The organism is Cupriavidus sp. 09_S30, assembly GCF_056930435.1.
Genome location: NZ_JBXOWI010000002.1, coordinates 3,036,510 through 3,048,669 on the forward strand (window position 1 = coordinate 3,036,510; position 12,160 = coordinate 3,048,669).

Sequence of the window (12,160 nt, forward strand, 5' to 3'; positions counted from 1 at the left end):
TTAAGCGGGAAATCGAGTCGGTGATGCGGCTGACACCGCCGTTCAGGCCGGTTATTCGCACAGCCGGAATAAGGGGAATTCCAGGTCTGGAAGCTGCTGGCGCCCATGGGTGGGCAAAAGCGATATCCACATAAGAACCAAGAAGCCGACTCGAACGACGGGAAGCGAAGCCCTCCCCGATCTGTCGCGCCATTCGTTTGGCCGGCGGCGGACAAGAAGCGCGAGAGGGCAACCCAACCTATATCTCTTGATTTGCAAAACGATATTCCATTGACGGGAAGATCGCGGGTATCGCTTTTAAAAAAATTAATTAGGGATTAAACGGGAAGATCCCGGCGTCATCTTTAAAAAAATAATCAATTCGGGGTTAGCATGAACAAGATTTATCGCCTTATTTGGAATAAGGCGCTCAAGATGCGTGTTGCGGTGTCGGAATGCGCGCGCTCGGAGGGAAAGAGCGCGGGTGGAGACGTCTCGATCCGCGGCACGAGCGGCCAGCGGCAACGGCCGGGAGGCACCGTCGCCCTGAAGGCCTCGGCGGCAGCGGCGCTGGGCCTGTTGCTAGCCCCGGCCCTGGCCTTCGCCGATGCCAACCTGATCACCAACGGCGACTTCTCGACCGGCAACTTCAATGGATGGGCGATCTCCGGCAACACGGGATACACGAGTGTTTCCTGCGGCGGATCGACGGCCTACGCCTGCTATGCGAACATCGGCCCGGTGGGTTCCCTGGGCTACCTGTCCCAGACCTTCGCGGCCACGGCGGGCGACTACCTGAAGATCAGCTACGCGTTCCAGAGCGATGGAGCGACCCCCAACATCTTCCAGGTGTCGTTCAACGGGAGCTATCTGTTCAACATGAACAATGGCCCCGCGATGTCGTTCACCAACTACTTCTTCTATATCCAGGCATCCGCCCTCAACACGCTGACGTTCGGCTACCAGGACGACCCGGGCTTCCAGCAGTTGACCAATATCTTCGTGACCGACGTGGGGACGACCGCGCCGGGACCGATCGGCCAGCCCTCCGAAGGCGGCGGCACCACGGCCACCAACATCAATGCGCCTGGCATGAACGCCAGCGGCCTGGCCTCCAACCCGGCGACGCTGCAGCCTGTGTTCGACGGCGGCACCCTCGTGCTGGACGGAACGCCCCTCGGCGGCAATTACAACTTCTCGATCACCGGCAATAACGGCACCATCGATCTTGCCGGCGGCAGCGCGACGATCTCGACGCCGATCACCGATGCCGCCGCCTCCACGCCGGGCGCGATGACCATCGCCAACTCGGGCTCCGGCGGCACGCTTTCCCTGAGCGGCACCAACACTTACACGGGCGCCACCACCGTCGACAACGGCGCCACGCTGGCACTGACCGGCAACGGCAGCGTCGCTAGTTCCGGCAAAGTGACCGACAACGGCACCTTCGATATCTCCGGCACCAACACTGGCGCCTCGATCCAGTCGCTGGCCGGCAACGGCAATGTCACGCTGGGCAGCAAGGACCTGACGCTGACCAATGCCAATGACACCTTCGCCGGTGTCATCGCCGGTTCGGGCGGTGTCAACGTCAACGGCGGCACCGAGACGCTGTCGGGTGTCAACACCTATACCGGTGCGACCACCATTGGCAGTGAGGGTACTCTGGCGCTGAGCGGCAACGGCAGCATCGCCGCCTCCAGCAAGGTCACCGACAACGGCACCTTCGATATCTCCGGCACCAACACTGGCGCCTCGATCCAGTCGCTGGCCGGCAACGGCAATGTCACGCTGGGCAGCAAGGACCTGACGCTGACCAATGCGGGTGACACCTTCGCCGGTGTCATTGCCGGTTCGGGCGGTGTCAACGTCAACGGCGGCACCGAGACGCTGAGCGGCAACAATACCTACACCGGTGCGACCACCATCGGCAGTGAGGGCACGCTGGCGCTGGCTGGCAGTGGCAGCATCGCCGCCTCCAGCAAGGTGACCGACAACGGCACCTTCGATATCTCTGGCACCAACGCCGGGGCCTCGATCCAGTCGCTGGCTGGCAATGGCAATGTCACGCTGGGCGGCAAAGACCTGACGCTGACCAACGCCAACGACACCTTCAGCGGTGTCATCGCCGGCGCAGGTAACGTCAACGTCAATGGCGGCACTGAGACGCTGAGCGGCAACAATACCTACACCGGTGCGACCACCATTGGCAGTGAGGGCACGCTGGCGCTGGCTGGCAGTGGCAGCATCGCCGCCTCCAGCAAGGTGACCGACAACGGCACCTTCGATATCTCTGGCACCAACGCCGGGGCCTCGATCCAGTCGCTGGCTGGCAATGGCAATGTCGCCCTAGGCGGCAAAGACCTGACGCTGAGCAATGCCGATGACACCTTCGCCGGCGTCATTGCCGGTGCCGGCCGCGTCACCATCAACGGCGGCACCGAGACGCTGTCGGGTGTCAACACCTATACCGGCGCGACCACCATCGGCAGTGAGGGCACGCTGGCGCTGGCTGGCAGTGGCAGCATCGCCGCCTCCAGCAAGGTCACCGACAACGGTACCTTCGATATCTCTGGCACCAACGCCGGGGCGTCGATCCAGTCGCTCGCTGGCAATGGCAATGTCACGCTGGGCGGCAAAGACCTGACGCTGACCAATGCGGGCGACACCTTCAGCGGTGTCATTGCCGGTGCGGGCGGCGTGGCCATCAATGGCGGCACCGAGACGCTGAGCGGCAACAACACCTACACCGGTGCCACCACCGTCGGCAGCGAGGGCACGCTGGCGCTGACTGGCAACGGCAGCATCGCCGCCTCCAGCAAGGTCACCGACAATGGCACCCTCGATATCTCCGGCACCAACGCCGGCGCCTCGATCCAGTCGCTGGCTGGCAATGGCAATGTCGCCCTTGGCGGCAAAGACCTGACGCTGACCAACGCCAATGACACCTTCGCCGGTGTCATCGCCGGCGCGGGCGGTGTCAACGTCAACAGCGGCACCGAGACGCTGAGTGGCAACAACACCTACACCGGCGCCACCACCGTCGGCAACGAGGGCACGCTGGCGCTGACCGGCAACGGCAGCATCGCCGCTTCCAGCAAGGTGACCGACAACGGCACTCTCGACATTTCGGGCACCACCAATGGCGCATCGATCCAGTCGCTCGCTGGCAGTGGCAATGTCGCACTGGGTACCAAGGACCTGACGCTGAGCAATGCCAATGACACCTTCGCCGGTGTCATCGCCGGCGCGGGCGGTGTCAACGTCAACAGCGGTACCGAGACCCTGTCGGGTACCAACACGTACAGCGGTGCGACCACCGTCGGCAATGGCGCCACGCTGGCTCTGACCGGCAACGGCAGCATCGCCGCCTCCAGCAAGGTGACCGACAACGGCACTCTCGACATTTCGGGCACCACCAATGGCGCATCGATCCAGTCGCTGGCCGGCAACGGCAGTGTCACGCTGGGCGGCAAGGACCTGACGCTGACCAACGCCAATGACACCTTCGCCGGCACCATCGCCGGCGCAGGTGGCGTCACCGTCAACGGCGGGACCGAGACCCTGTCGGGCGCTAACACATACACCGGCGCCACCACCGTCGGCAATGGCGCCACGCTGGCGCTGACCGGCAGCGGCAGCATCGCCGCCTCCAGCAAGGTGACCGACAACGGTACCTTCGACGTCGCCGGCACCACCAATGGCGCCTCGATCCAGTCGCTCGCCGGCAGTGGCAATGTCGCGCTGGGTACCAAGGACCTGACGCTGACCAACGCCAATGACACCTTCGCCGGCGGCATTGCCGGTGCCGGCGGCGTCAACGTCAACGGTGGTACCGAGACCCTGTCGGGCGCTAACACGTACGCCGGTGCGACCACAGTCGACAATGGCGCCACGCTGGCTCTGACCGGCAACGGCAGCATTGCCGCGTCCAGCAAGGTGACGGATAACGGCATCTTCGACATTTCCGCCTCGGGCAACAACGCACGGGTGCAGTCGCTGGCGGGCACGGGCAGCGTCACGCTCGGCAGCCAGACCCTGTCGCTGACCAATGCCGGCGACACCTTTGCCGGCGCCATCAGCGGCGCCGGTAACGTCGCCGTCTACGGCGGTACCGAGACGCTGAGCGGCAGCAATACGTACACCGGCCTCACGGGCATCGATACCGGTGCCACGCTCGCCCTGGCCGGCAACGGCAGCATCGCCGCTTCGCAGAAACTGATCGCCCTCGGTACCTTCGACATTGCGGGCACCACCAGTGGCGCCTCGATCCAGTCGCTCGCCGGCAACGGCAACGTCACCCTCGGAGGCAAGGACCTGACGCTGACCAATGCGGGCGACACCTTCAGCGGTGTCATCGCCGGCGCGGGCGGCCTCACCGTCAACGGCGGCACCGAGACCTTGTCGGGCGCCAATACCTATGCCGGTGCCACCACCGTCGGCAACGGCGCCACGCTGAACCTGACCGGCTCGCTGCAGAGCGGCAGCGTCGCCGTCGCCAGCGGCGCTACGCTGAACGATGCCAGCGGCGGCCTGAGCAGCGCCAGCGCGGTGACCAGCAATGGCACCCTGGCCCTGGGCGCCAACCAGACGCTGGCGCAACTCTCGGGCGGCAGCTCCGGCCTGGTGAACCTGAACGCCAACACCCTGACGCTGACCAACGCCAACGGCACTTTCGCCGGCTCCATCGCTGGCGCGGGCGGCCTCACCGTCAACGGCGGCGCCGAGACGCTGTCGGGCGCCAATACCTACACCGGTGCCACCACCGTCGGCAACGGCGCCACGCTGAACCTGACCGGCTCGCTGCAGAGCGGCACCGTCGCCGTTGCAAGCGGCGCTACGCTGAACGATGCCAGCGGCGGCCTGGGCAGTGCCAGCGCGGTGACCAGCAATGGCACCCTGGCCCTCGGCGCCAACCAGACGCTGGCGCAACTCTCGGGCGGCAACTCCGGCCTGGTGAACCTGAACGCCAACACCCTGACCCTGGCCAACGCCAACGGCACCTTCGCCGGCACCATCGCCGGCACGGGTGCGCTGGCCGTCACCGGTGGCACGCAGACGCTGGCGGGCAACAACACCTATTCCGGCGGCACGCTGGCCAGCAGCGGCGCGGTGATCAAGGTGTCGGCGGACGCCAACCTGGGCACCGGAGGGCTGACCCTGAACGGCGGCACGTTGCAGAACACGGCCAGCTTCGCCACCAGCCGCAATGTGCTGCTAGGCAGCGGCGGCGGTACCTTCAACACCAATGGCAGCACCACGCTGACGCTGGGCGGCAGCATTTCCGGCAGCGGCATGCTGACCAAGGCCGGCTCCGGCACGCTGATCCTGGCCGGTGACAACGCCGGCCCGGCGCACACGCCGAACACGGGATGGACCGGCGGCATGACCATCAACGGCGGCCTGGTCGAGGTGACCAATGCGTGGGGCCTGGGCTGGGGCCAGGTGATCGTCAATGGCGGCACCATCAACACCACGGTCAACATCCTGACCGGACAGACCATCGCGCTTGGCGGCGGCACCAGCGTCGACACCGCGGCCGGTACCACGACAACGATGTCGGGCACCATCGGCACGGCGTCGGCAGGCAGCGGATGCTTCGTCAAGAACGGCCAGGGCACGCTGAACATGACCGGCAATGCCACGCTGTCCAAGGGCACCTGCGTGCAGCAAGGCACGCTGCTTGCCAATGGCACGATCAACGGCGATATCTTGGTGACGTCCGGCGCCGTGCTCGGCGGCGCGGGCACGATCAACGGTACGCTCAATGTGCAGGGCACCTTGTCGCCCGGCAACTCGCCCGGCTACCTGACCGTCACGTCCAACGTCAACATGCTGTCCGGCAGTACCTACCGCGAGGACATCTCCGGTACCTTGCAGGCAGGTGCCAGCACGCCGATCGGCACACCCGGCTACTACTCCTACCTGCACGTGACCAACGGCGCGCAGTTCAACATCGCCGGCAACACCACGCTGACGCCACGACTGGCCAACCTCTTCACGCCCACCGAGGCGGGCTACGGCAGCGCGGCGTTCACGCCGGCGCTGGGCGACACCTACCGCATCGTCACGGCCGACGGTGGCATCTCCGGGCGCTTCGCCGCGCTGGCCCAACCCGACGGCATGGCCAACGGCACGCGCTTCTCGGTGTTCTACAACGTCTTTGGCAGCAACAGCATCGACCTGAAGGTCCTGCCCACGTCGTACACGCAGTGGCTTGCCAGCGGCAACCAGAACACCCGCACCGCCGCAGGCGTGCTCGACCGCATCCTGGCAACCGACCAGGCCGGCGGCGCGACCGCTGTACAGGACAAGCTGCTCTATGTGGCTGCCAGCCAGAACGCGGCATCGCTGCCCGGCTTCGTGCAGTCGTTGGCGGGCGAAGTCCACGGTGCCATGGCTGCGGCCGCACCGCAGGCCGGCTTGCGCCTGACCAACACGGTGATCCGCCAGTTGGGGGACGCGAGTGCTATCGCGGCACCGGGCGCCACTGGCGAGCTGCCGCGCAGGCAAGCGCTGTGGGTGGACATCGGCGCCGACCACGGCCGCTGGGACAGCGATGGCAGCGCCTCGCAGTTCACCACCAACCGCAGCCAGTTCGTGCTCGGCGCGGACATGCTGCGCGGCGAGTCGACGTGGATGGGCCTGGGCTTCTCCTACAGCAATACCAATGTCGGCGCGGCCGCCGGTTCGGGTTCGATCGCGGAATACATGGGCTTTGCCTATGGGCAGACCACGCTGGGCCCGGTGGTGATGGACGGCATCGCAGGCTTCGGCTCCAACAACTGGACCACCCAGCGCGGCGACCCGACCGGCCTGTCCGCCGGGGCGCTGAAGACCGACGCGAGCGGCCACAGCACCCAGGTGGGCGTCGGCCTGCGCACGCCGCTGGCAGTGGGCACGGCAACGCTCGAGCCGTTCGCCCGCTTCCTGTGGCAAAAGAGCGCGCGCGGCGCGGTCGACGAAGGTTCCGCCTCGCCGGCGGCGCTGAGCCTCGACCAGTATGCCGCCACCGGCAACCGTGTCACGCTCGGCCTGTCGGCCCGCTCGGCCAACCGCAACCCGCTGTCCGACACGCTGACCTACCAGGTCAGCGCCGGCATCGGGCGCGACAACGGCAATCTGGTGCAGCCGACCGTGCAGGCCAGCCTGACCGGCATCGGCATGAGCATCGTGTCGCCGCAGGTGGGACGCGTGTTCGGGCAGGTCAACTTCACCGGCACGCTGCGGCTCGGCAAGCAGGCCTATGCCTACCTGGGCCTGAACGGCGAGGTCCGCCACGGCAAGAACGATGTCGGCGTCAACGGCGGCATGCGCATCAGCTTCTGAGCCTGGCAATGCCTGCTCTTCGGTCGCTGCGGACTGCGGCCGAAGGGCAGGATGCGATCCGCTAGCCGATGTGCGCACGGCGGTCGCGGCGCCCGCCGCATGCCGCGCAAAGCCCAGGCCTGGCTTGGCGTGCGCCGCCATGATCGTCGGAATTCCCGCTCCCTACCCCGTCACAACCGCAGTGCCGCAGGACCGCTTCGGCACAGGCGCCTGCACCGCTCCCGGCCCCGTCAGCGCCTGCCCCCAGGCGACACCCGCCGAGCGTCGTGCAGACGCTGGCAGGACATGCAGCGCTTGGCCGCCGGATAGGCGAGCAGGCGAGGCTGCGGAATATCCTCGCCGCAGTCCACACAGATGCCATAAGACTGCTCCGCGATACGCCTGCGCGCCGCGGCGATGTCGGCCAGTTCCATGCGCGCATGCCTTTCCACGGCCTCGCCCATGCGCACGTCGGCGTCGCGGTCGGCCTGGTCGACCTGATCGCTCGGCTCGCGCGACGGCGGCGCGGCGACGGTGGTCGCAAGCTGCGTGCGCGCCCGCTGCTCGGCAAGATCCAGCAGGCTCGCAAAGTGCTCGAGCTCGCTTTGTGTCAATGCGCTCATCTCGGTCCCCTGGAACGCCCCCTGATGCATACCATTCTGCTCCGCATCGGCGCTCATAAGTTGCGCTTGGTCAAATCCGGAGGGTAGGGCACGTACGGAGGCGCACAGTACCGCACCCAATTATTGCGCCAGCGGGAATGGCGTATCAGAGACATGGGCCTGGGTTCATCCGCCTGCGCGGGGCGTCAGGACGGCTTGCCCTCGCCCGGCGCGGCGATGCCGTCGAGCCAGGCGGCGAAGACACGCTCGGAGGCCGCCGCCAGCCTCGCCTGGTATTGCTGCGCCTGGGCGCGCAGCCCGCACGGGTCGATGCCGGCCTGTTCCAGTTCACAGGCATGGCCAAGCAGCCAGCGCTCGATCGAGCGCGTGTCCGCCTCCAGGTGGAACTGCAAACCCAGTACCCCCGCACCGGCGCTGAACGCCTGGTTGGCGCAGACGCCGGTGCCTGCCAGGCGCTGCGCGCCGTCCGGCATGGCGAACTGGTCGCCGTGCCAGTGCAGCACGGGGGTGTCGTGCAGGCCCGCCAGCGCCGAGGCCCGGCCCGCCGTCGTCAGGTCGAGCGGCGCGAAGCCGATCTCCTTGACGCCGAGCGGCGTCACCGCCGCTCCCAGTGCGCGGGCAATCAGCTGCGCGCCGAGGCAGATGCCGAGAATGGGGCGCCCGCTTGCCAGGCGCTGGCGGACCACGGCCAGTTCTCCGGCCAGGAAGGGGTAGCGATGCTCGTCGAAGGCGCCGATGGGGCCGCCCAGCACGACCAGCAGGTCGGGCGCGCCAGCGTCCAGCGCGCTCAGGTCGTCGGTCGCGGCATCGAGATACCGCACCGCATAGCCACGCGCACGCAGCATGGGTTCCAGCGTGCCGAGGTCTTCGAAATGGATGTGGCGGATGGCGATGGCGGTCTTCATGGATGCGGCCTTACAGTCGGAACAGCGATTGAAGCCGGAGCAGAGACACGGTCATCAGGCCGCGCACGCGCAAGGCGAAGTTGCCGGCAGCGCGTGCAGAAAGCCGGGCAGCGAGGCGGCGAGAAGCCCTGTCCGGCGCCGAGCGCTATCACACCCGGCCCGCGTGCCCGCGCTAAGACAGTGTACGCGTCAGTCCGCGCTCACCTTGCGCGATTTCCAGCGGCCATCCGCCTGCTTGCAGAACCAGCCGACCCACTCGTCGTGACTGCTGCCGCGCGTCAGCTCGGCCTTGAGCTGCCGGCATGACTGGCCCTGGTCGGTCTTGCTGGTCAGCGGCGTGATGCTGCCCTCGATGGCCTCGCGGCCCTTGCGGGCGGCAGCGGTCCAGGGCAGCGGAGTACCGTCCTCACCGTCGACCAGCACCTGGCGCACAGCCTTGGAGAACGAGGCGGACTCGGCCTGGTTCATCGAGCCGACCACCGTGTGGTTGATGAAGTTATCGAAGTAGGCAAAGGCTGGCTGGGCCAGCGTCAGCGGCAAGAGGCAGACTGCCGCCGTCGTCAGTACGCGTCGCACGTGCATGGGAACTCCTGTAGTCCTGTGGTCCTGTAGGCGAGACAAGGTAGCGATGGCGTGTGTTCGTGCGCGAAGCCGGCCGCTGCCGCGCGCCAGCATCGTTCGCGCCAGGAGAACGGCGGACGGTCGCCTGCGCGCGCAGCGCGGCACGACCCGCCACGGCATCGTTTTCACGACCAGGAGTTTACCCTAGGGGCACGGACCAGTGTGAAGTGGGAGACGCGCCGGCCGCTATCCCTTTCCGCTTCACCGCGGCGGCGCGGCGGCAGGCGAAGCGCGTGGCGAACCGGCACGGGAAGTGCACTAAGCTTCAACAAGCCGGGCAGCGCCGCGACGTGCGACATGGGGCGGCGGAGATCCCCAAGGCATTGCACCGCCACGCCTGGTTCGGCGCGGATTTCGCTGGTGAGGGAGGTGGAATCCCGCCCACTTCAGCCGTTCGCCGGCGCATGTGTCGCGAGCGACTTGCGCAAGCGGATGCCAGTGCTTTTCCCTTGGCGCGGGCGCAAAACATGCCTCTCCACGTTTTCCCGGAGTGTCGCGTTATGCAAAAAACTTGTCCCCGATAGTCAAACCGGCTTCACCCGATCTTAGATACTGCGTGCAATCGCAAACGTGCATCGGCAAGTATCGCCTGCACAAAAGCGCCGGCTCTCCCGGTCTTGCCACCGGGAGACAGGTCAAAGTCTTCGATCAGGTGCATTCATGCTTGGACAACATTCGACCCACGCCCCTATGGTGGCCAGTCCCGTCAGGACCACACGCTCACGCTGGTATCCGTGGCTGGTCTTCGCGCTGAGCTTCGGCCTGCTGCTATCGGACTATATGTCCCGGCAGGTGCTCAACGTTGTCTTCCCGCTGTTGAAGGCCGAATGGGCCCTCAGCGATACGCAGCTCGGCGCGCTCGGCGGCGTGGTTGCGCTGATGGTGGGCGTCCTGACCTTTCCCTTGTCCATCCTGTGTGACCGCTGGGGCCGGGTGCGCAGCCTGTGCTTGATGGCGGCGCTCTGGAGCATCGCCACGCTCGGCTGTGCGATGGCCAACAGCTATGGCGAGATGTTCATTGCGCGGCTGTGCGTGGGCGTGGGCGAGGCGGCCTATGGCAGCGTGGGCATCGCCCTGGTGCTGTCGGTGTTCCCGCGCCACCTGCGAGCGAGCCTGAGCGCAGCGTTTATTGCCGGCGGGGCATTCGGCTCGGTGCTGGGCATGGCGCTCGGCGGCGTGCTGTCTTCCCACTTCGGCTGGCGCTGGGCATTCGCAGGCATGGCACTGTTCGGCCTGGTGCTGGTCGGCATCTTCCGCCTCTGCATCACCGAATCGCGCGTCCAGGCGCAACGCCGCGCCCTCGGCGAGGATGACATCGGCGACACCCCGCGCCAGCACCTGGCCTTCCGGCCGCTGCTGTCGGCGCTGTTCTCGGCACCTTCGATCCTGTGCGCCTATGTCGGCAGCGCGCTGCAACTGCTGGTGATGAGCGCCCTGCTCGCCTGGATGCCCAGCTTCCTGTCCCGCTACTACGGCATGGCCACGGATCGCGCCGGCCTGACGGCGGCCGGCTTCGTGCTGGCGGGCGGTGCCGGCATGATCGTCTGCGGCGCACTGACCGACTGGCTGGCCCGGCGCGCGCCGGCGCGCAAATGGCTGGTTTCCATCGCCTACAGCACGCTCTGCTGCATCCTGCTGGCCACGGCCTTCCGCCTGCCGCCCGGCGTGACCCAGCTCGTGCTGATCGGCGCCGGCATGCTGCTGGTCGGCGGCACGGCAGGTCCCGCCAGCGCCATGGTGGCCAACCTGACGGAGCCGCGCATTCACGGCACTGCCTTTGCCACGCTCACGCTCGCCAACAACCTGCTCGGCCTGGCGCCCGGCCCCTTTGTCACCGGCCTCCTGTCCGACCACATCGGCCTGATGGCTACGCTGCAGCTGATTTCTCTGGCGGGGCTTGGCGCCGCCCTGGTCTTCGCGCTGGGACGCAAGTACTACACCGCCGACCTGACTCGCCTGGAAGGCCGGCGCAAGGCATGCGCCGCCCGACAGGACTGACCCTAACCACAACGGAGAAGCATCCATCCATGACGATCGATCCCGATACGACGATCCTGCTGGTACCCGGTCTGCGTGACCACGTGCCCGAGCATTGGCAGACCTTGCTGGAGGCGCAGCTGCCGAACGCGAGGTCAGTAGCGCCGCTCGAACACGACAAGCTGAGCTGCGAGGCGCGAGTCGCCGCGCTGGACGCGGCGCTCGCGGACATCACCGGTCCGGTGGTGCTGGTGGCCCACAGCGCCGGCGTGATGATCACTGTGCAATGGGCTGCCCGGCACAGTCGCCCGATCCGCGCCGCCCTGCTGGTCACGCCGCCGGATTTCGACCAAGCGATGCCGCCGCCATATCCGCAAAAGGCCGCCATCGAAGCAAACGGCTGGCTGCCCATTCCGCTCGCGCCGCTGCCCTTCCCGAGCATGGTCGCGGCCAGCCGCAACGACCCGCTGGCCACCTACGAGCGCGCAAGTGACATGGCCGCCGCATGGGGCAGCCGCCTCGTCGACCTGGGCGAAGTGGGGCACCTCAATCCCGCGGCGGGCTTCGGGCCCTGGCCGCGCGCCACCGAACTGCTGACTGAGCTGTTGTCTCAGGAATAACTGAGCATTTGTCTCAGGAATACCACACGGAAATGCACCGCTAGACAAAACCAAGCACACGGCAAACTATGGGAACTGACGCCGGGCGCGTCCGGCGCAGGATCCCCACCGAAGAAGAAGGAGGAGA

Annotated in this window: 6 protein-coding genes; 3 read left to right on the forward strand and 3 right to left on the reverse strand. The window is 66.9% G+C overall.

The window, feature by feature from the left end; all coding sequences use genetic code 11:
* Positions 1-372 precede the first annotated feature (372 nt).
* Positions 373-7,308, forward strand: a complete 6,936-nt coding sequence (locus tag AC1Z3O_RS33780) for an autotransporter-associated beta strand repeat-containing protein (protein ID WP_483521484.1) — start codon at positions 373-375, stop codon at positions 7,306-7,308.
* A 230-nt stretch (positions 7,309-7,538) separates the two neighbouring features.
* Here the strand turns inward: AC1Z3O_RS33780 and AC1Z3O_RS33785 are convergent, their stop codons facing one another.
* From AC1Z3O_RS33785 to AC1Z3O_RS33795, 3 genes are all read right to left on the reverse strand, one after another.
* On the reverse strand, positions 7,539-7,967 hold the full coding sequence (locus tag AC1Z3O_RS33785) for a TraR/DksA family transcriptional regulator (RefSeq protein ID WP_483521486.1): 429 nt from the start codon (positions 7,965-7,967) through the stop codon (positions 7,539-7,541).
* A gap of 128 nt (positions 7,968-8,095) precedes the next feature.
* Entirely contained in the window at positions 8,096-8,815 is a 720-nt protein-coding gene (locus tag AC1Z3O_RS33790; protein ID WP_483521488.1) for a glutamine amidotransferase, read from the reverse strand.
* 189 nt (positions 8,816-9,004) lie between these two features.
* Positions 9,005-9,397, reverse strand: coding sequence for an RT0821/Lpp0805 family surface protein (locus AC1Z3O_RS33795; protein ID WP_483521489.1), 393 nt, complete (start codon positions 9,395-9,397; stop codon positions 9,005-9,007).
* Between the two features lie 699 nt (positions 9,398-10,096).
* Here AC1Z3O_RS33795 and AC1Z3O_RS33800 point away from each other — a divergent pair.
* Complete coding sequence (locus tag AC1Z3O_RS33800; protein ID WP_483521491.1) at positions 10,097-11,434, forward strand: MFS transporter; 1,338 nt, start codon at positions 10,097-10,099, stop codon at positions 11,432-11,434.
* A gap of 29 nt (positions 11,435-11,463) precedes the next feature.
* The gene (locus AC1Z3O_RS33805) at positions 11,464-12,033 is read left to right on the forward strand and encodes an RBBP9/YdeN family alpha/beta hydrolase (RefSeq protein WP_483521493.1); all 570 of its coding nucleotides are present in this window, start codon (positions 11,464-11,466) and stop codon (positions 12,031-12,033) included.
* Positions 12,034-12,160 lie beyond the last annotated feature (127 nt).

Excerpts from the sequence above, each read along its gene's own strand:
- AC1Z3O_RS33780 (WP_483521484.1), top strand. The coding sequence starts at position 373 with ATGAACAAGATTTATCGCCTTATTTGGAATAAGGCGCTCAAGATGCGT.
- AC1Z3O_RS33785 (WP_483521486.1), bottom strand. The coding sequence starts at position 7,967 with ATGAGCGCCGATGCGGAGCAGAATGGTATGCATCAGGGGGCGTTCCAG.
- AC1Z3O_RS33790 (WP_483521488.1), bottom strand. The coding sequence starts at position 8,815 with ATGAAGACCGCCATCGCCATCCGCCACATCCATTTCGAAGACCTCGGC.
- AC1Z3O_RS33795 (WP_483521489.1), bottom strand. The coding sequence starts at position 9,397 with ATGCACGTGCGACGCGTACTGACGACGGCGGCAGTCTGCCTCTTGCCG.
- AC1Z3O_RS33800 (WP_483521491.1), top strand. The coding sequence starts at position 10,097 with ATGCTTGGACAACATTCGACCCACGCCCCTATGGTGGCCAGTCCCGTC.
- AC1Z3O_RS33805 (WP_483521493.1), top strand. The coding sequence starts at position 11,464 with ATGACGATCGATCCCGATACGACGATCCTGCTGGTACCCGGTCTGCGT.